The organism is Pseudacidovorax sp. (genome assembly GCF_017991995.1).
Lineage (GTDB): Bacteria > Pseudomonadota > Gammaproteobacteria > Burkholderiales > Burkholderiaceae_C > Xenophilus.
The window spans coordinates 118,887-143,366 of sequence record NZ_JAGOPN010000011.1 but is presented as its reverse complement, the minus strand read 5'-3'; the positions used below and the strand labels follow the sequence as shown (position 1 = coordinate 143,366).

The window sequence follows — 24,480 nt, the reverse complement described above, 5'->3', positions numbered from 1 at the left end:
AAGAATTCGGCATGGTTATTGCTGTCGTCGCGGACCGCCTGACGTCCCTGCGCCAAAACCATGCATACCTGGACCACCGAGAACCTTTCAGGCCGGGACAAGTTCGGGTTCTGGCGTGACGTGCTCTGCCAGACCTATGTGGCGCTGGATCCGCGGGTGGCCGACGAGCGGCAGTTCGTGGGGCGGGTCAGCGCACATCCGCTATCCACGATCAACGTCACCACGATCTCGTCGTCGCGCCAGGAGATCTACCGGGGAGCATCCGAGATCCGGCGCATGCCGACCGAGGTGTACTTCCTCAACCTGCAGACGCGGGGACAGTGCCGAATGATCCAGGGCGGACGCGACGCACTCCTCGGTCCCGGTGAGTTTTCGATCGTGGATTCGACGCAGCCTTACCTGAACGATTACTGCAGCGACGACTGGGAGCAGCATTCGTTCCGGATTCCGCACCATCTGCTGCGACCGCTGGTGCAGCGCCCGGAACAGAAGACTGCGATCAAGGTCGCCAACGATGGCGGGTTGGGGAGCATGGCCATCGATTTCCTGACCCTGATCGCGCAGCGCGCGCAAGCCGTTCCGGATGCCGCCGGTGCGAAGCTGGGAGAGAGCCTCGTCAACCTGGTCGCGCTCTCCCTTGGTGCCACGGCGCAAGCCCGCGAGTCCGCCCAGCAAAGCGCCCGGCAAGGTTTCTGTGCCACCGTCACCAAGCACATCGAGCTGAACGCGGCGGACCCGCATCTTTCACCATCGAGCGTGGCTGCCCACTTCCGGGTATCTGCACGCTACCTGCACAAGGTGCTCGAAGAAGGTGGTCGGTCCTTCGGGCGGATCCTTCTGGAGAGCCGGCTCGAGCACTGTGCGCAGGACCTGCGCAGCGCCGAGCCGGCGCTGTCCATCTCGCAGATTGCCTACCGTTGGGGCTTCAACGACCTCTCGCATTTCAGCCGCACCTTCCGCGCGAAGTTCGGCCATACGCCGAGGGAACATCGGGCCGCAGCCGCCCGCTGAATACGCACGAAGCTCGGCCGAGCGCTCGCGCATCGTGCGCGAGGCGGCAGGCGACATCCCTGTTTCACTGTCGCGCAGACGCCGCGGCTTTGCGCCGTCGACGTGCCGCATCAAGCCATTCCCTCGCAGAACAATGCGCGTGCGCGCAGAGCCAAGACCCGGGTCGGAGGGCTTCCTAGACTGGAATCTCCCAACGCCCACAACCCGGAACTCCTCATGCGTAAACGTCTGATCTTCAATTGCTTCTCGATGAATGTGGTCTCCCACATCTATCACGGCACCTGGCGTCATCCCGAAACGACGCAGATGAACTTCGATGACCTGGACACCTGGAAAGACCTGTGCAGGCTCCTCGAAAAAGGCAAGTTCGATGCGCTGTTCCTGGCGGACATCCTGGGCATCGATCCGGCCTACAACGGATCGTGGGACACGTACATCAAGGAAGGAATGCAGATCCCGTGCAACGACACCGGCGCGCTGTGTGCCGCGCTGATCGGGGTGACCGAGCACCTGGGGCTGACCTTCACCAGCTCCATCATGTCGGAGCATCCGTTCAGCTTCGCGCGCCGCATGTCCACCCTCGATCACCTGAGCAAGGGCCGCATCGGCTGGAACATCGTCACCAGCGCCACCCACAACGCCGCCCAGAACTTCGGCTTCGACCAGATCGTCGAGCATGACGAGCGCTACCGCTGGGCCGAGGAATACATGGACGTGGTCTACAAGCTGTGGGAAGGCTCCTGGGACGAAGGCGCGGTTCTGGCGGACCGTGCCAACGGCATCTATGCCGATGCGGACAAGATCCATCGCATCTATCACCAAAGCAAGCGCTACAGCGTCCTCGGACCGCACATGGTGTCGCCCACACCGCAGCGCGTGCCCGTGCTCTATCAGGCGGGCTCCTCCAAGGTGGGACGCGAGTTTGCTGCCAGGCATGCCGAAGGCACCTTCGTGCTCTACCCAACGCTGGAAGGCGCGCGCAAGGGCATCGCGGAGCAGCGCGAGCTGGCCGTGGCCGCAGGACGTCGTGCCGACGACATCAAGTTCATTCAGGGCTTCTCCTTCGTGGTGGGAAGCACCATGGAGGAAGCCTGGCGCAAGTCGGAAGAGATCGACCGGTGGGTGAGCTACGACGGCCTGGCCGCGCACATCAGCCGCGACATGGGCATCGACCTGGGCGGCCTCGACCCCGACATGACGCTTGACCAGGCCAACATGTCGGGCGTCCAGGGCTATGCCCGCATGTACGAGGACTCCCACAACGGCCAGAAGGCCAAGGTGTCCGACCTGGTCAAGGCCCTGTCGTACAGCGGCCGGATGGTCGGAACGCCCGAAAGCATTGCCGATGAACTGGAGAAGTGGCAGGACGCGGGCATCGATGGCGTGAACATGATCGCGCAGTTCTTCCCGCAGTCGTACAAGGACTTCATCGAGCATGTCATTCCCCTGCTGCAGGATCGTGGCCTGGCCCAGCGCGAGTACGCCTCGGGTTCGCTTCGCCAGAAGATGTTCCCCGAGACGGGCGGGCGCCTGCCCGAGCGGCACGCGGCCGCCCGATACCGCGGTGCCTTCAAGGGCGCGGCCGAGAAGAGCGCTGGCGGGACGGGCGTCAGCTGGAACAAGGAGACGGCGGCGGCTTGAGGTGCCGCTGCCGGAAGCACTCCATGGTCACCGATGAACTCCACGTCCCGGACGCTTTCAAGACCGGCATGCGCCGGCTGGCCGCTGGCGTTTCTCTGATCACCAGCCAGCTGGACGAGCGGCGCGTCGGACTGATCGCCACCGCGGTCAGCTCGGTGGTGGCGGATCCGCCGACCCTGCTGGTCTGCATCAACCAGGGTGCCTCGGCGCACGCCGACATCCTGGCGGCAGGCATCTTCGCGGTGAATGTGCTGGCGGCGTCCGACCAGGGCATGGCTCAGGTCTTCAGTGATCCGTCACGGCGTCATGAGCGCTTCCAGACCGGCGTCTGGGACCGCGCAGTGACGGGGGCGCCGCTGCTTGGCTCCGCCATCGTGGCATTCGATTGCGCGGTGGTTCGGCAGATACCCTACACCACGCACACGATCTTTCTCGGCGAAGTGCGTGCGGTGCGGACGGCCGGGTCGACGTGCGACCCGCTGGTGTACCTCAACCAGCAGTTCAGGCGCGTGGCGGCGCTCTGAGTCTCACGTGGACGGCGGGGGTGATGCCAGTCCCGAGCCGGGGATCGTGCGGCTCGCTGCCTCGGCGGCTCAGTCCAGGATGGCGCGGCGCACGTCTTCCTGCAGGCTGCGCAGGTGCGCGCGCATGGCCTCGCGCGCGCGGTCCGCGTCGCGGCTGCGCAGCGCCTCCAGGATGCGGCCGTGCTCGTCGTGGTTCTCGCGCTGGCGGTGCAGCGGACTGTGCAGGCGGAAGAGCCGGGCATTCACCCGCAGCTCCTCCACCAGGCGCGGAAACACGACGTTGCCGCTGGCGCCGGCCAGGAACAGGTGCAGCTTGTCGTCGAAATGCCAGTGGGCGGTCTCGTCGTGCTCGCCCTCGTCCAGGGCGCGTACCTCGGCTTCGAGCGCGTCGAGTTCCTCGTTGGAGATGCGCGGCGCGGCCAACGCGATGGCTTCGCCCTCGATCACCTCGCGCGCGCGCATGCAGTCGAAATATTCCTTGGTGCCCAGCGCGCGCACGGCGTACGAGCGCGCGTCGCGCCGCACCAGCAGGCCTTCGCCGGCCAGGCGTACCAGGGCCTCGCGCATGGGCGTGCGGGAGATGCCCAGCTCTTCGGCCAGGCGGCCTTCCTGCAGCGGGCTGCCGCCCGAGATCTTGCGGTCGAGGATGAGCGTGCGCAGCCGGTCGTAGGCCTGCTCGGCCAGACTGGTCGAGCGCACCTCGAGCGGCGCGATCGTGATGGTGGCCGGCTGGGCGGGGCTGGGCAGGGTGGGCATGCGAAACGGCGTGGCGCGAAGGGCAAAAGCTTAGCAGGCCGACACGTTCGCGAGCGGGGCGCCGCAGGCTGCGCCTGTGATGGACGCGCCCGTCGCAACGGCGGGATGGGCACTCAGAGCCATTTTTCCAGCGGATTGCCGTCGCGGGGCGCGCGCGGCCGCAGGCAAGGCAGGAAGAGCCCGGAGCCCGGCGCCGCATCGAATCGCCCCCCGTGCCACACAGGCCGGCCACGGGAGACCGTGGTCGCGGGCCAGGCACGCAGCTTCATGCCTTCGTAGGGCGTGTAGTCGGCCGCATGGTGGAGCATGTCGTTGCGGATGGTGATCTCTTCGCCCGGCGCGAACTGGTCCCAGATCACGAGGTCGGCGTCGCCACCGACCGCGATGGTGCCCTTGCGCGGGTACAGGCCATACAGGCGCGCGGGGTTGGTGGCGGTCAGCTCTACGAAGCGGTGGATGTCGATGCGCCCGGCCATCACGCCCTCGCTCATCAGCAGCGGCAGGCGCGTCTCCACGCCCGGGATGCCGTTGGGAATGCGGTCGAAGGAGGCATCGTCGCCCGCGACGCGCTTGCCATCGGGCCCGTTCATGTTGAAGGGCGCGTGGTCGGACGAGACGATGGTGAAGAGCCCGCTGGAAAGGCCGTTCCAGATGAACTGCTGGTTGGCCTTGTCGCGCGGCGGCGGGCTGCAGATGCAGCGGGCGCCGTGCATCGGGTCGCTCTCGTCGATGCCCAGGTCCTCGGCGCTGAGGAAGAGGTACTGCGGGCAGGTCTCGGCGTGGATCGGCAGGCCGCGGCCCCGGGCCCAGTGGATCTGCTCCACCGCCTCGCGGCCCGAGACATGCACGATCAGGATCGGCGTGTCGATCAGTTCCGCCAGGGCGATGGCGCGGTGCGTGGCCTCGCGCTCCACGGCCATCGGCCGCGAGGCGGCGTGGTAGCGCGGCGCGGTGAGGCCGGCGTCCAGCAGCTGTTCGGTGAGCCAGGCGATGCAGTCGCTGTTCTCCGCATGGATCATGGTCATGGCGCCATGGCGGCGGGCCGTGGCCAGGACCTCGATGATCTGGCGGTCTCCCAGCTTCAGATCGTCGTAGGTCATGTAGATCTTGAAGGAGGTGTAGCCCTTCTCGATCAGCTGCGGCAGCTCGCGCTGCGTCACGTCCTTGGTGGCGTCGGCGACGATGAGGTGGAAGGCGTAGTCGATGCAGGCCTTGCCTTCGGCGCGGCGGTGGTATTCGTCCACCGCGGCCTGGATGCTGTGGCCGCGCTGCTGCAGCGCGAAGGGCAGCACGGTGGTGGTGCCGCCGCAGGCGGCGGAGCGGGTGCCGCTTTCGAAGTCGTCGGCGAACTTCGAGCCGTCGCTGGTGGGCTGGTCGAAATGGCAGTGCCCGTCCACGCCGCCCGGCGTGACCAGGCGGCCGGCGGCGTCCAGCTCGCGGGCGGCACTGCCTTCGAGGTCCTGCGCGATGGCGCTGATGCGGCCACCCTTGACGCCGATGTCGGCGCGGTAGCGGTCGCCGACGGTGGCGATGTCCGCGTTGCGGACGATGAGGTCGTAGTGGGCCATGGTGGGGCGATGCGGGTCTGTACTTCAGCGCTGCTCAAGGGCGGCTTCGCCGGGTACGGGCCCATGCGACTTGGACTCGGCGCCGTGCCCGTAGGCGCGGCCGAAGTGGCGCTCGATGCGGCGCTGGATCAGGTCCCAGGCCGTCGTCATGAGCAGGTAGTAGATGGCCGCGACGAGGAACAGCTCCAGCACCATGAACTTCTCCTGGATCAGCACCTGCGTGCGGCGCAGCAGCTCTTCCATCGAAATCACGGAGGTGACCGAGGTGGTCTTGAGCAGGCCGTTGATGCTGTTGCCCAGTGTGGGGATGATCAGCCGCATGGCCTGTGGCAGCACGACGTAGCGCATGGTCTGCGCGCCGGTGAAGCCCATCGCCCGCGCGGCATTGGTCTGTCCGGCCGGGATGGACTGGATGCCGCCGCGCACGATCTCGGCCAGGTAGGCCGCCTCGTTGAGGATCAGGCCCAGCAGCGCCGACTCGATCACCGACAGCTTCAGGCCCATCTGCGGCAGGCCGGTGTAGATGATGATGAGCTGGACCAAGAGCGGCGTGCCGCGGAACACCCAGATGTAGAAGTGCGCCGGGGCCGAGAGCCAGCGGTGGCGCGACAGCCGCGCCAGCGCCAGGGCGCAGCCCAGGAGCAGGCCGCCCGCGATGGCGGCCAGCGTCAGCCACAGGGTCGTCACCGCGCCCTGGAGGATGTAGGGGTTGAACAAGTAGTCGGCGAATCCCGACCAGCTCCAGCCTTGGCCCATGTGGCGTCCTTCGTGTCGCTTCGATGGCACCCCCGCCGGGGGTGCGCCTCACGCCCATCCCGTCGTGGGACGGGCGCCCTGCCCTGTCAGGCCGCCGGTCCCTTGACGACCACCGGGCCGTCGATGGGCTTCACGCCGTACTGGTCGAACAGCTTCTGGAAGCTGCCGTCGGCCTTCATGTCGTTGAGCACCTTGGCCACGGCGTTGGCCAGCTCCTTGTTCTTGGTGGCCAGCGCCACGGGCGTGGGGAAGAGGCCCGACAGCACGCGGTCGAAGTCGCCGCGCTTCTGGTACTCGGCCCCCGTGGAGTCGATGGACAGGGCCACTTCCACCTGGCCGGCGCGCAGCGCCTGGAAGGCCATCGCGAAGTTCTCGAAGGTGCGGATGGTCATGCCCTTGAGGCCCTTGTCGGTGAGCTGCTTGTCCAGCTCGCGTGCCTTGCGCTCCTCGAAGCCGCCGATCTCCACGCCGATGGTCTTGCCCGACAGGTCCTCGGGCTTGGCGATCTTCAGCGGGTTGCCCTTGGCGGTGCTGATGCTGATGGCCTGGTCTTCGTACTGCAGCATCTGCATCAGCTTGGCGCGTTCCTCGGTGTAGAAAATGCCGGTGTTGATCAGGTCCCAGCGGCCGGCCTGCAGGCCCGGGATCATGGCCGAGAACTCGATGCGCACGTACTCCGGCGTCAGGCACAGGCGCTTGGCGATGGCTTCGCCCAGCTCCACGCGCATGCCCTTGAGCGCACCGGTCTGGTCCACGAACTGCATCGGCGGCAGCGTCGGGTTGACCGACATGGTCAGCGTGCCCTTCTTCACCAGTGCCGAATCGGGCACGGGCGACTTGCAGGTCTGGGCGGAGGCGAGGCCGGTGGCCAGCAGGGCCGCGGCGGCGACGGAGGCGAAGCGCAGTTTCATGGGAAGTCCTCGGGGGCAGGTCGAAGTGAAGGGAATGGGGTGAGGCGCGGCGGTGCTCAGGCGGCGATGGAGTCGAGCAGGCCCAGGCGGTCGAGCTCGGCGCGCAGGTCGGCCTGGTCTTCGGGCGGCAGCGGCAGGCGCGGCGCGCGGGGCTGGCCCACGGGCAGGCCCATCATGGCCAGGCCGTCCTTGGAGGCGGCGACATAGCGGTGGCCGCCGACCCAGCGCACGATGGGCAGGATCTTCTTGTAGAGCGCCAGGGCCGATTCCATGTCGCGCTCGTCGGCCACGAGCTCGAAGAGGCGGGCCGAGTCCTTCGGAATGAGGTTGGAGCACACGGCCACCCAGCCCTGCGCGCCCAGCCAGAAGGACTCGTAGCCCAGGATGCCTGCGAACACGGTCATGCGGTCGCCGCACAGCTCGATGATGTCGCGCACCCGCGTCACCTCGAGCGTGGACTCCTTGATGTACTGGCAAGCGTCGATGCGCGACAGGCGTGCCACCAGTTCGGGCTTGAGGTCCACATTGGCCGTGGCCGGGTTGTTGTAGACCATGATGGGGATGTCGATGGCCTCGCCCACCTTGCGGTAGTGCGCGAACAGCTCGTCGTCGGTGGGCGTGCTGTAGAAGGGCGGAATGATCATGACGCCGTCCGCGCCCATGGTCTGGGCTTCGCGCGACAGGCGCACGCATTCGTCGGTCCATTCTGCGCCGGTGCCGATCAGCACGGGCACGCGTTTTGCTGCCGTGGACACGCAGGTCTCGATCACCAGATTGCGTTCCTCGGCATCCAAAGACAGGAATTCGCCGGTGCTGCCCAGGGGGATCAGCCCGTGGATCCCCTCCTCGATCTGCCAGTTGACCAGCTTCTTCAGGGCCGGCACGTCCACATGCTTGCCGTCGGCGGTGAGAGGGGTGATGAGCACCGTATAGGTGCCACGGAACGCTGTCATGCCCGGTCCTTGCTCGAAAAAGGGTCGCGATACGGTTGGTATACGTGCAGTATACGTATACGATATGTGAAATCAACACGATTTCGCAGCCGTTCTTTTTCGCGCCGATGACCGACCTTCGCCTTCGCCATCCCTCTATCGCCACGGCCGGCCGCACCATCCGCATCCATTACGACGGGCAGCCCGTTGCGGCCCTCGAAGGCGAGACGGTCGCTGCGGCGCTGACCGCTGCCGGCCATGTGGCGTTGCGCCACACCCGCAGCGGCGAGCGTCGCGGCCTCTATTGCGGCATGGGCGCCTGCCAGGACTGCCTGGTCACCATCGACGGCCGGGCCAGCCAGCGGGCCTGCCTGGCCAAGGTCGAGGACGGCCAGGACATCCGTTCACAGATGCCGGCCGGCACGCCGGACGATCCCCTTCAGCCCTTGACGCCGGCCGCCGGCGCGGCACCCGACGAGCGCACGGTCGACGTGCTGGTGATCGGCGCCGGCCCCGCCGGCCTGGCCGCCGCGCGCACGGCCGCGCGCACCGGACTCTCGGTGCTGGTGCTGGACGAGCGACCGCAGGCCGGCGGCCAGTACTTCAAGCCGCTGGCGCCTTCGCACCGCAGCGATACCCCGCTGGACCGGCAGTTCGCCCAGGGCGAAACCTTGCGCCGGCAAGCCGAGGCGGCCGGCGTCCGCTTCGAACAGGGCGCCCAGGTCTGGGCGGCGTTCTCGCCCCAGGAGGTTGGTGCGCTCATCGACGGGCGGGCGACGGTGGTTCGCTGCCGCCAGCTGGTGATCGCCCCGGGCGCCTACGAGCGGCCCGTGCCCTTTCCGGGTTGGACGCTGCCCGGCGTGATGACGACCGGCGCAGCGCAGACCCTGGCTCGCGCCTACCGCGTCGCACCGGGCGAGCGGGTGCTCATCGCCGGCAACGGTCCGCTCAATCTGCAGTTGGCAGTGGAACTGCTGCAAGGCGGCGCCAAGGTGCTGGCCGTGGTGGAGTCCGCGCCGGCGCCTTCCGCCGCGCAGATCAAGCCCGCCCTGGCGGCGATGCGTGCGGCGCCCGACCTTGTGTGGCAGGGCGCCCGCTACCTCAGGCTCCTGCGTCGCGCCGGCGTGCCCGTGCTTTGGGGCCGCCATGTGGTCGCGGCCGAGGGGGACGCGCGGGTATGCCGCGTGGTGATCGCCGAGCACGCCGCGCCGACGCAGACCACTGCCTTCGACGTGGACACGCTGTGCCTGGGCTACGGCTTCATCCCGTCGACGGAGCTGGCCCGCATGCTGGGCTGCGCGCACCATGCGGCTGGCCGGCACCTGGGCCATCTCGCCACGACGACGGCCGAGGACGGCGCCACGTCCATCCCTGGCGTCTACGTGGTGGGCGACGGCGCCGACCTGGGCGGCGCGCGGGTGGCGCTGGCCCGCGGCACGCTGGCCGGCGGCGCAGCGGCGCGTGCCCTGGGCCGCACCGTGGCCGCCGACGCGCGCACGCGGACCGACCTGCATCGGGCCGAGGCCTTCCAGCGCGCCCTGTGGACGCTCTACCAGGCACCGCCGATGTCGCTGGCCGAAGTGCCCGACGAGACCGTGCTATGCCGCTGCGAAGAGATCCGCTTCGGCGACGTGCGTGCGCAGATCCGCGCCGGCCGCGACTCGCTGGCCGCCATCAAGCGCAACACCCGGCTCGGGATGGGCCGCTGTCAGGGCCGCTACTGCGCCGTGACCGCCGCCAAACTGGTGACCGAGATGACCGGCCGCGCCGTGGCGCCGGAGCAGTACCTGGCACCGCGCCCCCCGGCCAAGCCGGTGCCCGCGGGGGCACTGGGTTTCGAGAAGCCCGAATGGGGCGGCCACAAGCCGGCCATCACGCCCAACCTGGCGCGGCCCGTCGAGAGCGCGCCGCTGCCCGACATGCAGGCCGACGTGGTCGTCATCGGCGCGGGCGTGCTCGGCGCCTCGCTCGCCTACTACCTGTCGCAGGCCGGCCAGGATGTGCTGGTGCTCGACCGGGACGAGCTCAACCTGCAGGCCTCGGGCGCCAACGCCGGCAGCCTGCATGTGCAGCTGCTGAGCTTCGACTTCGGCGCCAAGGCCCAGGCCGGTGGCGGGCCGGCCGCCGCCACGCTGCCGCTCGGGCCGCTGTCGGTGCGGCTGTGGCAGCAGATCGAGCAGGACTGCGGCGAGGACCTGGAAATCAAGATCACCGGCGGTCTGATGGTGGCCGACAGCGAGGCCGGCATGCGCTTCATCGAAGCCAAGGCCGCGCTGGAGCGCCAGCACGGCATCGAGGCCCATGTGATCGACGGCACCGAACTGCGGCGGCTCTCCCCTGCCCTGTCCGAAAGCCTGCTGGGCGCGGAGCTGTGCCCCATGGAAGGCAAGATCAACCCGCTGCGCGCCACCTATGCGCTGGCCGCCCGCGCGCAGGCCCGCGGGGCGCGCTTCGTGCGAGGCTGCAACGTGCAGTCCATCGAACGGCAGCCCGGCAACGGCGCCGGTTTCGTGCTCGCCACCTCGCGCGGCACCGTGCGTGCGCGCCGGCTGGTCAACGCCAGCGGGGCCTGGTCCAGCACCGTGGGCGACATGCTGGGCGTGCGCATCCCGGTGCAGGGCGCGCCGCTGCAGATGATCGTGACCGAGCCCGCGCCGCCGGTGGTGGATCACCTGATCGCCCACGCCGACCGGCACCTCAGTCTCAAGCAGGCGGCCAGTGGCGGCCTGCTCATCGGGGGCGGCTGGACGGCCGCCTTCGATCCGGCCATGCGCCTCAACCGCGCGGTGCGCGACAGCCTCGAAGGCAGCCTCTGGGTTGCGCGGCACGTGCTGCCGGCGGTGGCGGGCCTGCACATGGTGCGTTGCTGGGCCGGCATGAACGTCAACATCGACGGCGCGCCGATCCTGGGCGAGGTGCCCGGTGTGCCGGGCTTCTACAACGCCGTGACCTCCAACGGCTACACGCTGGCGCCCATCGCCGGCAAGCTGGTGACCGAACTGCTCGTACATGGCGATGCCGGCATGGACCTCACGCCCTTTCGCATCGACCGCTTCCTGTGACCTTCTCTCGAATGACCGAACCGACCCTGACGCCCGAGGCCGCGCGCACGCTGATGCGCGGCTTCATCGACGACCACTTCGACGCGCAGGTCGACATGCTCGCGGCGCTGGTGCGCTGCCCATCCGACAACCCACCCGGCGACTGCGCGCCCCATGCCGAACTGGCCGCCCAGCTGTACGAGGCGCAGGGCTTCACCGTCGAGCGCCACCCGGTGCCGGCCGAAGAGGCCGCCCGCCACGGCATGCGCAGCGTGGTCAATCTGATCGTGCGCGAGCGCTTCGGCGACGGCCCGGTGGTGGCGCTCAACGCGCATGGCGACGTGGTGCCGCCCGGTGCCGGCTGGACCACCGACCCCTATGGCGGCAAGGTGCAGGGCGGCTGGCTCTATGGCCGCGGCGCGGCCGTGTCCAAGTCCGACTTCACCACCTACGGCCAGGCCCTGCGCGCACTGCGCGCCGCCCATGCGGCCGGCCTTTCGCTGGCCGGCAGCGTCGAACTGCACCTGACCTACGACGAAGAGACCGGTGGCATGACAGGTCCCGGCTGGCTGCTGTCGCAGGGGCTGAGCCGGCCCGACTATGTGCTGTCGGCCGCCTTCAGCCACCATGTGGTGGTCGCCCACAACGGCTGCCTGCACCTCGAAGTGACGCTGCACGGCCTGTCGGCCCATGCGGCGCGGCCCGACACCGGCCACGATGCCATCGAGGCCGCCGCCCATCTGCTGCCGGCCCTCTACCGCTACCGCGACACCCTTGCGCAGCGACCCTCGGCCACGCCGGGCATTACGCATCCGACCCTGGTCGTTGGACTGATCGAAGGCGGCATCAACACCAACGTGGTGGCCGACCGGCTGACGCTGCGCATCGACCGACGCATCGTGCCCGAGGAAGTGCCGGAGCAGGTCGACGCTGAGCTGCGCGAGGTGATCGAAGGTGCCTGCTCGGCGCTGCCCGGCATCCGCGCCGAGGTGCGACAGATCCTGCTGGCGCGGCCCTTCGCGCCCGCGCCCGGCAGCGAAGCCTTTGTCGAACTGGTCTGCCGCGAGGCCAGCGCGGTGATGGGCCAGCCGGTCACGCCCATCGGCGTGCCGCTCTACACCGATGCGCGCCTCTATGCCGAGGCCGGCATCCCCACTGTCATGTTCGGCGCCGGGCCGAAGAGCCTGATCGAGGCCAACGGCCACCGGGCCGACGAGCGCGTGCCGCTGCACGAGCTGCGGCTGGCCACGGTGGCGGTGGCCAACGTGCTGCTGGAACTGCTGACGCCTCGCTGAGTGCGGGCGCAGGCGCCCGCGGATGCTGCGCCGGCCCGCGTCCTGCTCGCGCCCGGCGCACGAGCGGGTGCCTAACGCGCCGAGGCGCCGCCGTCCACCGGAATGATGGCGCCCGTCATGTAGCTGGAGGCCGGCGAGGCCAGCAGCAGGGCCAGGCCCTGGATCTCGCGCGGGTCGGCCACGCGGCCCAGCGGGATGTAGGTGCGCATGCGCTCGACCGATTCGGGCAGGCGCAGCCGGCCGCCATTGATGCCGGTCGCAAAGGGGCCCGGCGCGATGGCGTTGACCAGCACGTTGAAGGGCGCAAGCTCCATCGCCGCCTGCCGCACCAGGTTGTTCACCGCCGCCTTGGACGCCACATAGGCATAGCCCGACAGCGCCTCCGAGCGCAGCCCGGCGATGGACGAGGTGACCACGATGCGTCCCTGGCCGCGCGGCTTCATGTGCCGGGCGGCAGCACGCACCGTCACCAGCACGCTGTCGAGGTTGATGCGCAGCACACGGTCCCAGTGGGCCATGTCCAGGTTCTCCAGCCGGCCGGTGTCGACCATGAAGCCGCGGCCTGCGCTGATGCCTGCATTCGCGAACACGCAGTCCAGCGCGCCGTGCCGCGCGGCGACATCGTCGATCAGCGCATCGACCGCGCCGGGCGCGGTGACATCGAGCACGGCGGACTCGGCCAGGGGATGCGTGGCGTGAAGGCGCGCATGCTCGGTGGCGAGCGCGTCGGCGTCCACGTCGGTCATCACCGTGCGTGCGCCGGCCTGCAGCATGGCCTCCGCGATGGCCAGGCCCAGGCCGCTCGCCGCGCCGGTCACGACCACCGTGCGGCCGGCGAGGTCGAAGAGCGCGGGCACGCTCATTGCGCAGCCTCCTTCTTCTTCTGCACGGGCAGCAGGTGTTCCCAGTGCTCGGCGGCCTCGATCATGTAGTGCACGGTCAGCACCACGCGCTGGAAGAGCCAGCGCCCGTCGAGGCGGATGTATTCGTCGTCGAAGCGGCCGACCACGTACAGGCTCTTGCCCTGGCTGACGGGGCGGCCGTCCATGTAGCTGCGGCCGGTGCCGCGGTCGCCCTGCAGCTCGATCTCGTGCTGATGGATGAACTGCCGCGCATGCTGCACCGGAAAGTCCTGGAAGAAGCGGCGGATGGCCTCGCGGCCCCGCACCTCGGGTCGGCCGTTGTAGACCACCGTGGCGTCGGGCGCGAAGAGTTCGTACAGGCGCGGGCCCTCGTCCTCGTTGACCAGTTCGTGGTAGCGGTTGCGCAGGGCGCGGATGGCGTCCAGGTCGTCCTGCCGGTCGAGCCGGGCCTGGAGCTGCGCGACCTGGGCGGCCAGGCGCGCCAGTTCGGTGTCGGGGGTGGTCGTCATCAAGGGTTCCTTCAGGGTTGCGCGGTCGGCCCGCCCTCCGCCGTGGGCAGATGCTGGGCACGGAAGTCGTCGAGGATGCGGTGCATGCGGCGCTCGACGGAAGCGCCGGTGTGGGCATGGGGAATCACATAGAAGCACTGCTGCCGGATCGCCTCGATCGTCAACGCGGCCACGTCGGCAGCGTCGATGGTGGAGGCCGCCATGCCGACCCGCACCCGCTCTTCGTAGGCCGCAGCCGGGGGCACGGTGCGATCGAGGCCGGCGGGTCGGTTGCGGCCCGACTGGTGGATGCCCGTGGGCAGCAGCGAGGGACACAACACCGACACGCCGATGGCGGCACCGGCCTGTTGCAGGTCGTGCGCGAGGCATTCGCTGAACGCCACCACCGCATGCTTGGTGGCCACGTAGACGCTCGACCCCGCCAGCGTGGCGAGCCCGGCGGCAGACGCGGTGTTGACCACATGCGCGGGCGTGCCGCGGGCCAGCATGCGGGGCACGAAGCTGCGCACACCATGCGCCACGCCCATCACGTTGACGTGCCACAGCCATTGCCAGTCGTCCGCGGTCGCCAGCCAGGCCGGACCGAGGATGGCCACGCCGGCGTTGTTGAAGAGCCAGTCCGTGCCGCCGTACTCGGCCTCGCAGGCCAGGGCGAAGGCCTCGACGTCCTGGGCCTTGCCGACATCGCCCGCCTGGCTGATGACCGGTGCGCCGAGCGCGACGGCCAGGGCCGCGGTCTCGGCGAGCGCGCCGGGCTCGATGTCGGTCAGCGCCAGGGCCATGCCCTCGCGTGCGCAGGCGAGCGCCAGCGCGCGGCCGATGCCGCTGCCCGCGCCGGTGATGGCGGCGACCTTGCGGGTGCTCATTCGGGCGTCACCCCGGCCTCGCGCAGCACCGTGGTCCACTTGGCGGCCTCGGTGGCGACATAGGCCTGGAACTGCGCATGCGGCATGTCGACGGTGAAGCTCTCCACCGACTCCAGGGCGCCCCGGACCTCGGGCGTCTTCAGCGTCTCGTCCACCGCGTCGGACAGGCGCTGCACGATGGCCTGGGGTGTCCTGGCGGGTGCGAACAGGCCGCCCCAGCTCTGTGACTCGATGCCCGGAAAGCCGGCCTCGGCCATCGTCGGCACCTCGGGCAGGCTCGGCATGCGCTGCGTGCGGGTGACGGCCAGCGGCCGCAGCTTGCCGCTGCGGATCTGCGGGCCCGAGGTCTGGACGAAGTCGAACATGGCATCCAGGTTGCCCGCCATCAGGTCCACCAGCGCGGTCGAGCTGGACTTGTACGGGATATGCGTGAAGCGCGCGCCGGTGCGCGTCTGCAGCAGTTCCAGGCAGAGGTGGCCCGAGGTGCCCTTGCCGCCCGAGCCGAAGTTGAGCTTGCCGGGGTTCGCCTTGCCGTAGGCGACGAGCTCGGCCACTGTCTCGATCTTCAGCGTCGGGTTGACCACCAGCACCGACGCATTGCCGGACAGCCCGTGGATCGCGACGAAGTCCTTCACCGGGTCGTAGCGGATGGTCTTGTAGATGGCGCTGTTGGTGCCCTGGGTGCCCTGCGTGCCGATCAGCAGGGTGTAGCCATCGGGCGCGGCGCGCGATGCGACCTCGGCGCCGAGCGAGCCGCTCACGCCGACGCGGTTGTCGATCACGATGGGCTGGCCGAGCCGGCTGGCGAGCACGCGGGCGATCGTGCGGGCCTGCTGGTCCACCACGCTGCCCGCGCTGAAGGGCACGATCAGCGTGATGGGCCCCTGCGGGTAGGCCTGGGCGCGAGCCAGCGGCGCGACGCCCAGCGCGCCGATCGCGAGCGAGAAATGGCGGCGGTTCAGGTTCATGGCCGGTCTCCTTGTGCGGCTTGCGCGCCGAGCACGCCCGACCAGCCCGCAAAGCCGGCCAGCGGGTCCTTGTCCTCGATGTCCACCTCGAAGTTCTCGAGGATGCGGCACACCATCATGTAGTAGCCGATGGTCATGACGATCTCCATCAGCTGCTGGTGTGGCAGGTGGGCCGCCAGCGCGTCGAAGCAGTCGGCGGGCGCCTTCACCTGGCGCACCACGGCATCGGTGAAGCGCAGCACCTGCTGCTCCAAGGGGTCGAAGGAATCGTCGGGCGCGTGGCCGCCCTTCCCCGACAGAACGGCCTCGATCTGCGCCGCCGGCACGCCCGCCTGCGCGGCCACGCGGCGGTGCTGGAACACCTCGTATGACGAACCGCACAGCGCGCCCACGCGCAGGATCACCAGCTCGCGCAGCGTGGCCGGCAGCGATGAGTGGCGCAGGATCGCGCTGCCCAGCCCCAGGAAGCCCTCGCCCGTGCGCCCGCCGTGAGCCACCATGCGGTAGATGTTGAGCGGCGGCCGGTCGTTCAGCAGGCGCTGGAAGCCCTCGGGCGCCTGGCTCAGGTCGAAATAGGGAATGCGTGCCATGGTTCGTTCAGTCCAGTCGGATGCCGGCGGCGTGGAGCACCTCGCGCCAGCGTTGGGTTTCTTCGATGACGAAGGCGGCGGCGGCTTCGGAACTGCCACCCACGGGCTCGACGGTGAGCTCGCGCATGCGGTCGACCACGGCGGCGGTGGCCAGGGCCTGGTTCATCTCGGCATTGAGCCGCTGCACGATGGGCGCCGGCGTGCCCGCAGGCGCCCACAGGCCACCCCAGGCCGCCATGACGCAGTCGCGCAGGCCCAGTTCCTCGAAGGTCGGCACGTCGGGCAGCAGCGGCAGGCGCTTGGCGGCCGTCACCGCCAGCGGGCGCAGCTTGCCCGCGCGGATGTGGGTGATGGTGCCGGCCACGTTGTCGAACAGGATCGGCACCTGCCCGCCGATCACGTCGGTGACCGCTGGCGCGCTGCCCTTGTAGGGCACATGGGTGAACTGCACGCGGGCCGAGCGCTGCAGCAGCACCAGAGACAGGTGGCCGCTGGTGGCATTGCCCGGCGTGGCCACGGCCAGGCTGCCCGGCGATGCCCGCACCTGCGACAGCAGGGACGCCACATCCGCCGGGCGGAAGGCCGGGTGGGTGCACATCACGTTGTAGACCTTGCCTTCCAGCGCGATGGGCACGAAGTCCTTGATGGGGTCGTAGTCCAGCCGGGGGTACAGGCTGACGTTCATCGCCTGGGTGGCGTTGGTGTCATAGAACAGCGTGTAGCCATCGGCCGCACTGCGGGCCGCCGCGGCGGCGGCGATGTTGCCGGAGGCGCCGGGGCGGTTGTCGATCACGATCGGCTTGCCGAGCTGGCGTGACATCTGGTCGGCGAGCCGGCGCGCCGACTGGTCCGCCGAGCCGCCGGCCGGAAAGCCGACGATGAGCCGGATCGGCCGCTCGGGATAGGTCGAGGCCTCGCCCGCGGCCAGGGCCGTGCGGGCACCGATGCCGGCCAGTGCCGTGCCCAGGACCAGTTGCCGGCGTCGAAGCGATGAAGGCTGCATGGCCGCTCCTACTTGCGCGAGATGCCGCCGATCAGGCCGCCGTCGACCACCAGCGCATGCGCATTGACGTACGACGATTCGTGCGACATGAGGAAGAGCGCGGCATGCGCCACTTCCCAGCCCGTGCCCTGCCGGCCGAAGGGCAGCGGCATGGCCAGGCGGTCGGTGCGGCGGCGCGTGGCCGCGCGGCCGATGGGCGTGTCCATGAGGCCCGGCAGCAGGCTGTTGCAGCGCACGCCCTTGGCCTGCCCTGCCATCGCGATGGAACGCGCCAGCGAGACCTGCGCCGCCTTGGTGGTCTCGTAGGCCGGGTTGAAGCTGGAGTTGCGCAGCGCCGCGATGGACGACAGAAGAATGATCGAGCCGCCCGGCGCCATGTGCCGCAGCGCCTGCTGGCCGAACAGCATGCAGGCGCGCACGTTGACCGCATGCTCCGCGTCCCATGCCTCGGCCGACTGCGCGTCGAGCGCGAGGCCACTGGCCACGCCCACCACCATCACCAGCCCGTCCAGGCCCTGCATGCGGGCGGCGGCGCGCTCGACCACACCGGGAATGGCCTGGGCATCGGCCACGTCGGCCACCTCTTCATGCGCGGTGCCGCCGGCCTCGCGCACCAGGGCGCAGGTCTGCGCCAGCGCGGCGGGGTTGATGTCCACGCAGGTGAGCGTGGCGCCCTCATGGGCGAACAGCTGCGAGATGGCGCGGCCGTTGCCCACGGGCGGCTGCGGATCGTCGATGTCGCGCTGGCCCGCGCCCACCACGAGGATGCGGCGCCCCGCCAATCGGCCGGACGATGGACGCAACCGGCCCAGCGCCTCGTCGTAGAGCTGGGCATCGGGTTGGATGGCGGGGGCGGATGAGGACATGGGGGATGGCTCCTTGTGTTGTCTGCAACGCTTCGGGAAGGCTGCATCGTGCCGAGGTGGAAACGTTTCCGGCCTAGCGCTAACCCTCGACTGCTGTCACCTAAGATGCAGCCATGCTGTGGACTGGAAACGTATCCGGATGAAGACGGACAAGGCACGCGTGGACCTGCGCGACGTGGCGCGGCTGGCGGGTGTGTCGCTGGGCAGCGCCTCGCGCGCGATGAACGGTGCGGGCGCTTCTGCGGCAACGCGCGAGAAGGTCGAGCGGGCCGCCGCCACCCTGGGCTGGCGGCCCAACCATGCCGCGCAGGCCCTGCGCTCGCGGCTCAGCCGCACGGTGGGCTGCCTGCTGCCGGACATCGGCAATCCGCTCTATGCACAGGTCTTTCGCGCGCTCGAGGACGAGTTCCTGGCACTGGGCTATCTGCCGCTGCTGGCCAACGGCGCCAACGACCTGGAGCGTGAGCTGCGCACGCTGTCGATGTTCATGCAGCGCGGCATGGACGGCGTGATCCTGGCGCCCGGCAACGAGCGCAGCCCCGAACTCGTCGAGGCGCTACGGACGCTGCCCATGCCGGCTGTGGTCTTCGACCGCGAACTGCCAGGCGTGCACGACAGCGTGGTGATCGACCATGCGGCCGGCGTGCGGGCGGCGGTGGAGCGGCTCATGGCGCTGGGCCACCGCGCCATCGCGCTGGTGCTGTGGCAGGGCGAGACGCGGCCCGTGCGCCGGCGTATCCAGGGCTACAAGGCGGCCTATGCCGGTGCGGGCCTGCCGGTGCCCGCGCTGATCGTGCAGGCGCAGAGCGTGACGGCCTCCGCCTTCGACGAGATTGCGGAACTGTTGGCCCGGCCCGGCCGGCCGACGGCGCTGATCGTGCAGGGCACGCACATGCTCAACAGCGCCCTGCGCGCGGTGGCCTCGCGCGGCCTGCGCATGCCGCAGGATGTCTCCATCGTCGCCATCGGCGACACGGCCTTCGCCCGCGACCATGAGCCTGCGGTATCGGTGCTGACCATCGACATGGCGGATGCGGCGCGGCGGCTCGCCAGGCTGCTCGTGGACCGCATTGCCGAGCCGGGCCTGCCGGCGCGGCGCGAGCGGGTGGAGCTGCGCTATGAAGAGCGGGACTCCGTCGTCCCGCTCGGCGACGAGGCCAAGCCTGCCGGCCGGCGCCGCTGAATCGCGACCGGCCATGCGCACGGCTCAGCGCGCCGCGCCCTTGTACTCCGCCCGCAGCTGCCGCACGAGCGCTTCCACGCTCTGCACCTCGCGCACGGCCGACACCGTGTGGCCGCCGCTCCAGATGTCGGTCCAGCGCTGGCTGGCCGCGCCTTCCGATCCCCCGCCCCAGCGGCGGCGTGCCTCTTCGACCGACACGCTTTCGTCCAGCGTGTTCACGTCGATGCCCAGCCGCTCGGCCGACTGGCGCAGGAAGCTGGCCGGCAGTCCGGTGAAGGCCCGCGTCAGCAGCACGTCGTCGATGTCCGCATCGCACAGCATCTGGCGGTAGCCCTCGCTGGCCAGGCTCTCCTGCGCGGCGATGAAGCGCGTGCCCATGATCCCGAGGTTGCAGCCCAGCGTGATGGCGGCGCGCAGGGCCACGCCGTCGGCCATGCCGCCGGCCAGCACGATCGGGCCGTCGAACACGCGGCGCACGGCGCGCACGAAGGCGAAGGGATTCGCCCAGCCCGTGTGGCCGCCGGCACCCGCGGTCAGAAGCACCAGGCCGTCCACGCCCGACTGGATGGCGCGCTCCGCATGGTGCAGCGAGGCCACGTCCGCAAAGACCCGGCAGCCGCCGTCGTGCAGCACCGGCACCACCGACGACGGCGAGCCCACGCTGGTAATGACCAGCTGCGCGCCATGGCGGGCGATGAGGTCCACCTCGGCCCGCACCTTGGCCGGGTCGCGCCGCATGATCAGGTTGGGGCAGTACGGTGCCACCGTGTCGCCGCCGGCGCGTGCCTCCTCGTCCAGGCGCGACATCCAGGCGTCCAGCTCGTCGAGCGAGCGGCAGTTGGCGGTGGGAAAGGCGCCGATCACGCCGCTGCGGCAGGCAGCGGACACCAGCTCGATGCCCGACACGCGCAGCATGGGTGCGGCGATCACGGGCACGGCCAGGCGGCCGAGGAAGTCCAGGGAGGAGTTCATGGCAGAAGTGCTGGAAGGGCGCGCATCGCGTCCCGGCACTGGGCCAGGAACTCGTCGACGATGGCGTCCAGGGGTTGGATGCGGTGGGCGAAGGCGATGGCGGGGCCCAGGGACAGCATGCCCTGCTGCCAGTCGCCGCCTTCGTAGCAGGCGTCGCGCGCGAGGCGTCCGGCGATCAGCGGGCCGAAGGCCGCGTGGTCGGTGACGCCGGCGCGTTCGATGGCTTCAATCCGGCGCGCCGTCTCGTTGCGCAGCACGCGCCAGGTGTTGCCCAGCGATTGCAGCAGCCGAACGGTGCTGTGCTCGTCGCAACCCACCAGGTGCGCCTTGTAGGCCGGATGGGCCGAGATCTCCTCGCAGACCAGGAAGCGGCTGCCCATGAGCACGCCGTCCGCGCCCAGGGCCAGTGCGGCAGCCAGTTGGCGACCGTGGCCGATGCCGCCGCCCAGCACCAGCGGCACGCTGATGCGCCCGCGCGCCAGTGCGCCCATCAGCATGGTCGGCAACTCGTTCATGCCGGGATGGCCGCCCTCCTCCATGCCCACCAGCGCAATCGCGTCGGCACCAGCGGCCTGCGCGGCCAGGCCATGGCGCAGGCTGGAGGCCTTGTGGATCACCACGCCGCCCGCGGCATGGATGGTCTCGATCAGCGTCTGCGGGCCGTAGCCCGCCGTCTCGAAATGGCGCACGCCATGAGCGAGCGCCATGTCGAGCCAGCGCGGGACGTCGGCGTTGGCCTCGGGCCGGGCCGAAAGCGTGAGGTTGACGCCGAAGGCGTGGCCCTCGGCCAGCTCGCTGCAGCGCTGCAGTTGGGCGCGCCATTCGGCCTCGCCCGGAAAGGAGCGCGGCGTCAGGAAGCCCATGCAGCCGGCCCGGGCCAGCGCACTCACGTACGCGGCATCGGACAGCCACATGAGCCCGCCGCCCAGCACCGGATGGCGGATGCCGAACAGCTGCGTCAGCCGGGTCTGCAGCAGGGCGGGCGTCACGGTGCAGTGCCGGCGCTGTCCAGGCGCGGGGCGCCAGCGAGCGCCCGCGGGTCGACCCCGCGCAGGTTCACGGGAAAGGGCACCGCTGCCAGCGGCTCGCTGCCGAGGAAGCGGCCACGCTCGGCGAACTGCGCGGTGGCGGCCAGCTCCGTCGGTGCCACCACCGGCGCGACCGGCAGGTCGGCCCGTGCCATGCGCTCGAAAGCCGCATCGGCATCGAGCGCCGCGACCTGCGCGGCCAGCCGCGCATTGATGTCTTCGGCCTCGGCCTTGCGGGCCGCGAAGCCGCCGTACCGGGCATCGTCGAAGGGGCCCATGTCCACCACCATGCACAGCCGCGCCCAGAAGTGGTCTTCCAGGGCGGCGACCGACAGGTGCCGGCCATCGCGGCAGCGGAAGATGCCGTAGGCCGGCTTGACCAGCGCCACGCTGCGCTGCTCCTCCAGCTGGGTCGTGCCGCCATCGCGGAAGCTGCCCAGCCGCGGCGTCATCCAGTGCAGGGCGCAATCGGCGAGGGCCACGTCCAGGTGCTGGCCCAGGCCGCTGTGCTGGCGTTGCAGCAGGGCCGCCAGCGTGGCTGAAAGCGCATACATCGCACCGCACAGGTCCGCGGCCGGCAGCCCGAAGCCCGGCGCCGGTGGCCCGCCCGGCTCGCCCGACAGCGCCATCACGCCCGCGGCCGCCAGGTAGTTGATGTCGTGGCCGGGCAGCTGGGCCCAGGGCCCGTCCTGCCCGTAGCCGCTCAGCGACACATAGACCAGGCGCGGATGCGCGGCCTGCAGGCTGGCGTGGTCCAGGCCCAGGCGGGTCATCACGCCCGGCCGGTAGGACTCGACCAGCACGTCGGCGCCCGCCAGCAGGGCATGGGCCCGGGCGCGGCCGGCCTCGTCCTTCAGGTCCAGCAGCACGCTCTTCTTGCCGCGGTTGACGGCCTCGAAGCCGCCGGGCCCGAGGCGCCGGGCGTTGTCGCCATGCGGCGGACGCTCGACCTTGATCACCTCGGCGCCCATCTCCGCCAGCATCTGCGTGAAGAAGGGGCCGGGCAGCAGCTCGCTGAAGTCGAGCACGGTGATGCCGGCGAGCGGCGGAGCGGGTTCGCTCTTCATTCGCTCTCCAGCATCACGATGACGGCATCCAGCGGCAGCGCGCCCTCGCCCTCGCTGCCCACCCATACCGGGTTCAGGTCCATCTCCTCCAGGCGGGCCGAATGGGCCGTGACGAAGTCCGACACTGCGAGCAGCAGCCGCTCCAACGCGGCCACGTCGGCGGGCGGCTTGCCGCGCGCGCCCTGCAGCAGCGGGTAGCAGCGCATTTCGCGCACCATGGCGCTGGCATCGGCGGGCCGCAGCGGCAGCAGGCGGCGCGTGACGTCGCGCAGCAGCTCCACATAGATGCCGCCCAGGCCGAAGGTCATGACATGGCCGAAGACCGGGTCGCGCGTGACGCCCACCATCAGCTCGAAGCCGCCGCGCGGGGCCATCTTCTCGATCAGCAGGCCATCGATGGCCGCCTGGGGCTTGTGGTGGCGCACCGAGGCCATGATGTCGTCCCAGGCCAGCTCGACCTGGGCACCGTCGCCGATCCCTACCTTCACGCCGCCAATGTCTGACTTGTGCACCACGTCCGGGCTGGCGATCTTGGCGACCACCGGATAGCCCATGCCGTCGGCGATGCGGCGCGCTTCTTCGCGCGTGGCGGCCACGGCGGCAGGCAGCAGCGCGATGCCGGACTGCGCCAGCAGCTGCTTGGCCTCCAGCTCCGAGAGATTGCGCACCATGCCCGTCGCCGGCATCGCGGAGGGCGCGGGCAGCGGCCTGCGAGGCTCGCCCAGCCCGCCGGCACGCTGCCAGCGGCCCCACTCCGTCCAGCGCTGCACGGCCTTGAGGGCCTTGCCCACCGAGCGCGGCGGCGCGAAGCCGCCCTCGACGAGCAGCCTGTAGCCCTCGCCCAGGCGATCGCTCATCCAGATCGGGATGATGGGCGTGCTGCTGCGCTGCTGCGCGGCGCGGATGGTGTGGGCCAGGCTCACCGTCGTCGCGCCGTATTCGAGCGCGATGGGCGCGAGCACGCAGCCCAGGTTGGGGTCGGTGGTGACGGCGCCCAGCGTCTGCTCGATCAGGTCGGCATCGCTCAGGATGGCGGCCGTGGTGTCCACCGGGTTGTCGATGGCGGCGTAGTCGGGCAGGCGGCTGCGCAGCAACTCGCGGGTGTGCGGCGCGAATTCGGCCAGCTTCAGGCCCGCGGTGCCCACGGCATCGGCCGCGAGCGCGGCCGTGCCGCCCGAGGAGCAGTAGATGCCGATGGCCTCCTGCGCCGGCGGCATCGCACGGGCAAAGAGCCAGGCCGTGTCCACCAGCTCGTCGATGTCGTCCACCTCGATCACGCCGTACTGGCGGAAGACGGCACTGTTGACCTCGGCCGAGCCGGTGAGCGACGCCGTGTGCGACTGGGCGGCGCGCTGGCCGTATTCGGACTTGCCCACCTTCAGCGCGATGACGGGCTTGCCGTTGTCGGCCGCGCACTGCAGTGCGGCCAGCAGGCGGGGGCCGTCCTTGATGCCTTCCAGCAGGGTGACGATGACCTTGATGTCCGGCGCGGTGGCCATGTAGTGGATGAAGTCGGCCACCTGCAGGTCGACTTCGTTGCCGGTGGAGGCCCACAGGCCGATGCCCACCCCGCGCTCCATGGCCTGCATGACGTTGCGGCCCAGGCCGCCGCCCTGCGTGGCCAGGCCGATGGGGCCGGGCACCAGGTCGTGCGGGAAGGAGGGCGAGAAGGTCATGCCCAGCCGGGCGTTGATGTTGCACAGGCCCGGGCAGTTGGGCCCGTAGATGCGCATGCCGGCGGCGTCGGCGATCTCCTTCAGGCGCTGCTGGGCGCGCTCGCCTTCGGCGCCGGCCTCGCCGAAGCCGGAGGTCAGGATGACCAGGAAGGGCACGCCGCGGGCCGCGCATTCCTCGGCGACGGCCAGCACGCCGGCCGCGGGCACCGCGATGATGGCCACATCGGGCGTCTGCGGCAGCGCGGCGACGCTGGGCCAGCAGCGTCGGCCGCGCAGCTCGGTCTTGGTGGGATTGACCAGGTACAGCTCGCCGCGGATGGTCGAGTGGTCCATCAGGTTGGTCAGCGTGCGGCCGCCGATGCTATGGGGCCGGTCGGAGGCACCGACCAGGGCGATGCAGGCAGGGTCGATCAGGCGCGCCAGGTCGGCGCGGTGGGTGGAGGTCGTCATGCGT

At 70.2% G+C, this 24,480-nt stretch carries 22 protein-coding genes; 6 read left to right on the top strand and 16 right to left on the bottom strand.

Annotated features, from left to right (window positions below; translation table 11 throughout):
- Window positions 1–60 precede the first annotated feature (60 nt).
- The 3 genes from KBC94_RS16270 to KBC94_RS16260 all read left to right on the top strand — a co-directional run bounded on the left by KBC94_RS16270 (window position 61) and on the right by KBC94_RS16260 (window position 3,176).
- Complete coding sequence (locus KBC94_RS16270) at window positions 61–1,011, top strand: helix-turn-helix domain-containing protein (RefSeq protein ID WP_294372244.1); 951 nt, start codon at window positions 61–63, stop codon at window positions 1,009–1,011.
- A 216-nt stretch (window positions 1,012–1,227) separates the two neighbouring features.
- Window positions 1,228–2,652: an NtaA/DmoA family FMN-dependent monooxygenase gene (locus KBC94_RS16265; protein ID WP_294372242.1), complete on the top strand. Its 1,425-nt coding sequence runs from the start codon at window positions 1,228–1,230 to the stop codon at window positions 2,650–2,652.
- 23 nt (window positions 2,653–2,675) lie between these two features.
- Window positions 2,676–3,176: a flavin reductase family protein gene (locus tag KBC94_RS16260; RefSeq protein WP_294372240.1), complete on the top strand. Its 501-nt coding sequence runs from the start codon at window positions 2,676–2,678 to the stop codon at window positions 3,174–3,176.
- 69 nt (window positions 3,177–3,245) lie between these two features.
- On the opposite strand, the gene KBC94_RS16255 is transcribed toward KBC94_RS16260, so the two are convergent.
- From KBC94_RS16255 to KBC94_RS16235, 5 genes are all read right to left on the bottom strand, one after another.
- Window positions 3,246–3,932 carry a GntR family transcriptional regulator gene (locus KBC94_RS16255; protein ID WP_294372238.1) on the bottom strand — a complete coding sequence of 229 codons (687 nt, stop codon included), beginning with the start codon at window positions 3,930–3,932 and terminating at the stop codon, window positions 3,246–3,248.
- Between the two features lie 113 nt (window positions 3,933–4,045).
- A complete protein-coding gene (hydA, locus tag KBC94_RS16250) occupies window positions 4,046–5,500 on the bottom strand; it encodes a dihydropyrimidinase (protein WP_294372236.1) in 1,455 nt (484 codons plus the stop codon).
- Between the two features lie 24 nt (window positions 5,501–5,524).
- Complete coding sequence (locus tag KBC94_RS16245; protein WP_294372234.1) at window positions 5,525–6,256, bottom strand: amino acid ABC transporter permease; 732 nt, start codon at window positions 6,254–6,256, stop codon at window positions 5,525–5,527.
- A gap of 86 nt (window positions 6,257–6,342) precedes the next feature.
- Window positions 6,343–7,167, bottom strand: a complete 825-nt coding sequence (locus KBC94_RS16240; protein WP_294372231.1) for an ABC transporter substrate-binding protein — start codon at window positions 7,165–7,167, stop codon at window positions 6,343–6,345.
- A 56-nt stretch (window positions 7,168–7,223) separates the two neighbouring features.
- Window positions 7,224–8,120 (bottom strand): dihydrodipicolinate synthase family protein, encoded by an 897-nt coding sequence (locus KBC94_RS16235; protein WP_294372229.1) that lies wholly within the window; start codon window positions 8,118–8,120, stop codon window positions 7,224–7,226.
- A gap of 107 nt (window positions 8,121–8,227) precedes the next feature.
- Here KBC94_RS16235 and KBC94_RS16230 point away from each other — a divergent pair, with 107 nt between their 5' ends.
- Together KBC94_RS16230 and KBC94_RS16225 are read left to right on the top strand one after the other, a co-directional pair.
- Window positions 8,228–11,161: an FAD-dependent oxidoreductase gene (locus KBC94_RS16230; protein ID WP_294372226.1), complete on the top strand. Its 2,934-nt coding sequence runs from the start codon at window positions 8,228–8,230 to the stop codon at window positions 11,159–11,161.
- An 11-nt stretch (window positions 11,162–11,172) separates the two neighbouring features.
- Complete coding sequence (locus tag KBC94_RS16225; protein WP_294372224.1) at window positions 11,173–12,435, top strand: M20/M25/M40 family metallo-hydrolase; 1,263 nt, start codon at window positions 11,173–11,175, stop codon at window positions 12,433–12,435.
- Window positions 12,436–12,506: 71 nt separating this feature from the next.
- On the opposite strand, the gene KBC94_RS16220 is transcribed toward KBC94_RS16225, so the two are convergent.
- The 7 genes from KBC94_RS16220 to KBC94_RS16190 are packed head-to-tail and all read right to left on the bottom strand — an operon-like array spanning window position 12,507 to window position 18,100.
- Window positions 12,507–13,298 (bottom strand): SDR family NAD(P)-dependent oxidoreductase, encoded by a 792-nt coding sequence (locus KBC94_RS16220; RefSeq protein WP_294372222.1) that lies wholly within the window; start codon window positions 13,296–13,298, stop codon window positions 12,507–12,509.
- On the bottom strand, window positions 13,295–13,807 hold the full coding sequence (locus KBC94_RS16215; RefSeq protein WP_294372219.1) for a nuclear transport factor 2 family protein: 513 nt from the start codon (window positions 13,805–13,807) through the stop codon (window positions 13,295–13,297). Before KBC94_RS16215 ends, KBC94_RS16220 begins: the two co-directional genes overlap by 4 nt.
- Before the next feature lie 11 nt (window positions 13,808–13,818).
- On the bottom strand, window positions 13,819–14,673 hold the full coding sequence (locus KBC94_RS16210) for an SDR family NAD(P)-dependent oxidoreductase (protein WP_294372216.1): 855 nt from the start codon (window positions 14,671–14,673) through the stop codon (window positions 13,819–13,821).
- Window positions 14,670–15,641: a tripartite tricarboxylate transporter substrate binding protein gene (locus tag KBC94_RS16205; RefSeq protein ID WP_294372213.1), complete on the bottom strand. Its 972-nt coding sequence runs from the start codon at window positions 15,639–15,641 to the stop codon at window positions 14,670–14,672. Before KBC94_RS16205 ends, KBC94_RS16210 begins: the two co-directional genes overlap by 4 nt.
- Entirely contained in the window at window positions 15,638–16,231 is a 594-nt protein-coding gene (locus tag KBC94_RS16200) for a carboxymuconolactone decarboxylase family protein (protein WP_294372208.1), read from the bottom strand. The genes KBC94_RS16205 and KBC94_RS16200 overlap by 4 nt, the downstream gene beginning before the upstream one ends.
- Window positions 16,232–16,238: 7 nt before the next feature.
- Window positions 16,239–17,234, bottom strand: coding sequence for a tripartite tricarboxylate transporter substrate binding protein (locus KBC94_RS16195; RefSeq protein WP_294372204.1), 996 nt, complete (start codon window positions 17,232–17,234; stop codon window positions 16,239–16,241).
- A gap of 8 nt (window positions 17,235–17,242) precedes the next feature.
- Window positions 17,243–18,100, bottom strand: coding sequence for an SDR family oxidoreductase (locus tag KBC94_RS16190; RefSeq protein WP_294372202.1), 858 nt, complete (start codon window positions 18,098–18,100; stop codon window positions 17,243–17,245).
- A gap of 139 nt (window positions 18,101–18,239) precedes the next feature.
- Here KBC94_RS16190 and KBC94_RS16185 point away from each other — a divergent pair, with 139 nt between their 5' ends.
- Window positions 18,240–19,283, top strand: a complete 1,044-nt coding sequence (locus tag KBC94_RS16185; RefSeq protein WP_294372200.1) for a substrate-binding domain-containing protein — start codon at window positions 18,240–18,242, stop codon at window positions 19,281–19,283.
- 24 nt (window positions 19,284–19,307) lie between these two features.
- On the opposite strand, the gene KBC94_RS16180 is transcribed toward KBC94_RS16185, so the two are convergent.
- From KBC94_RS16180 to KBC94_RS16165, 4 genes are read right to left on the bottom strand one after another with little or no spacing between them, the layout of a single operon-like run.
- Complete coding sequence (locus KBC94_RS16180; protein WP_294372199.1) at window positions 19,308–20,255, bottom strand: nitronate monooxygenase; 948 nt, start codon at window positions 20,253–20,255, stop codon at window positions 19,308–19,310.
- Entirely contained in the window at window positions 20,252–21,244 is a 993-nt protein-coding gene (locus KBC94_RS16175) for a nitronate monooxygenase (protein WP_294372197.1), read from the bottom strand. Before KBC94_RS16175 ends, KBC94_RS16180 begins: the two co-directional genes overlap by 4 nt.
- On the bottom strand, window positions 21,241–22,350 hold the full coding sequence (locus tag KBC94_RS16170) for a CoA transferase (RefSeq protein WP_294372196.1): 1,110 nt from the start codon (window positions 22,348–22,350) through the stop codon (window positions 21,241–21,243). The genes KBC94_RS16175 and KBC94_RS16170 overlap by 4 nt, the downstream gene beginning before the upstream one ends.
- Window positions 22,347–24,476, bottom strand: coding sequence for an acetate--CoA ligase family protein (locus tag KBC94_RS16165; protein WP_294372194.1), 2,130 nt, complete (start codon window positions 24,474–24,476; stop codon window positions 22,347–22,349). The genes KBC94_RS16170 and KBC94_RS16165 overlap by 4 nt, the downstream gene beginning before the upstream one ends.
- Window positions 24,477–24,480: the final 4 nt, after the last annotated feature.

Bases quoted from the DNA above. Each gene is read 5' to 3' on its own strand.
- KBC94_RS16270 (WP_294372244.1), top strand. From the start codon at position 61: ATGCATACCTGGACCACCGAGAACCTTTCAGGCCGGGACAAGTTCGGG.
- KBC94_RS16265 (WP_294372242.1), top strand. From the start codon at position 1,228: ATGCGTAAACGTCTGATCTTCAATTGCTTCTCGATGAATGTGGTCTCC.
- KBC94_RS16260 (WP_294372240.1), top strand. From the start codon at position 2,676: ATGGTCACCGATGAACTCCACGTCCCGGACGCTTTCAAGACCGGCATG.
- KBC94_RS16255 (WP_294372238.1), bottom strand. From the start codon at position 3,932: ATGCCCACCCTGCCCAGCCCCGCCCAGCCGGCCACCATCACGATCGCG.
- hydA (WP_294372236.1), bottom strand. From the start codon at position 5,500: ATGGCCCACTACGACCTCATCGTCCGCAACGCGGACATCGCCACCGTC.
- KBC94_RS16245 (WP_294372234.1), bottom strand. From the start codon at position 6,256: ATGGGCCAAGGCTGGAGCTGGTCGGGATTCGCCGACTACTTGTTCAAC.
- KBC94_RS16240 (WP_294372231.1), bottom strand. From the start codon at position 7,167: ATGAAACTGCGCTTCGCCTCCGTCGCCGCCGCGGCCCTGCTGGCCACC.
- KBC94_RS16235 (WP_294372229.1), bottom strand. From the start codon at position 8,120: ATGACAGCGTTCCGTGGCACCTATACGGTGCTCATCACCCCTCTCACC.
- KBC94_RS16230 (WP_294372226.1), top strand. From the start codon at position 8,228: ATGACCGACCTTCGCCTTCGCCATCCCTCTATCGCCACGGCCGGCCGC.
- KBC94_RS16225 (WP_294372224.1), top strand. From the start codon at position 11,173: ATGACCGAACCGACCCTGACGCCCGAGGCCGCGCGCACGCTGATGCGC.
- KBC94_RS16220 (WP_294372222.1), bottom strand. From the start codon at position 13,298: ATGAGCGTGCCCGCGCTCTTCGACCTCGCCGGCCGCACGGTGGTCGTG.
- KBC94_RS16215 (WP_294372219.1), bottom strand. From the start codon at position 13,807: ATGACGACCACCCCCGACACCGAACTGGCGCGCCTGGCCGCCCAGGTC.
- KBC94_RS16210 (WP_294372216.1), bottom strand. From the start codon at position 14,673: ATGAGCACCCGCAAGGTCGCCGCCATCACCGGCGCGGGCAGCGGCATC.
- KBC94_RS16205 (WP_294372213.1), bottom strand. From the start codon at position 15,641: ATGAACCTGAACCGCCGCCATTTCTCGCTCGCGATCGGCGCGCTGGGC.
- KBC94_RS16200 (WP_294372208.1), bottom strand. From the start codon at position 16,231: ATGGCACGCATTCCCTATTTCGACCTGAGCCAGGCGCCCGAGGGCTTC.
- KBC94_RS16195 (WP_294372204.1), bottom strand. From the start codon at position 17,234: ATGCAGCCTTCATCGCTTCGACGCCGGCAACTGGTCCTGGGCACGGCA.
- KBC94_RS16190 (WP_294372202.1), bottom strand. From the start codon at position 18,100: ATGTCCTCATCCGCCCCCGCCATCCAACCCGATGCCCAGCTCTACGAC.
- KBC94_RS16185 (WP_294372200.1), top strand. From the start codon at position 18,240: ATGAAGACGGACAAGGCACGCGTGGACCTGCGCGACGTGGCGCGGCTG.
- KBC94_RS16180 (WP_294372199.1), bottom strand. From the start codon at position 20,255: ATGAACTCCTCCCTGGACTTCCTCGGCCGCCTGGCCGTGCCCGTGATC.
- KBC94_RS16170 (WP_294372196.1), bottom strand. From the start codon at position 22,350: ATGAAGAGCGAACCCGCTCCGCCGCTCGCCGGCATCACCGTGCTCGAC.
- KBC94_RS16165 (WP_294372194.1), bottom strand. From the start codon at position 24,476: ATGACGACCTCCACCCACCGCGCCGACCTGGCGCGCCTGATCGACCCT.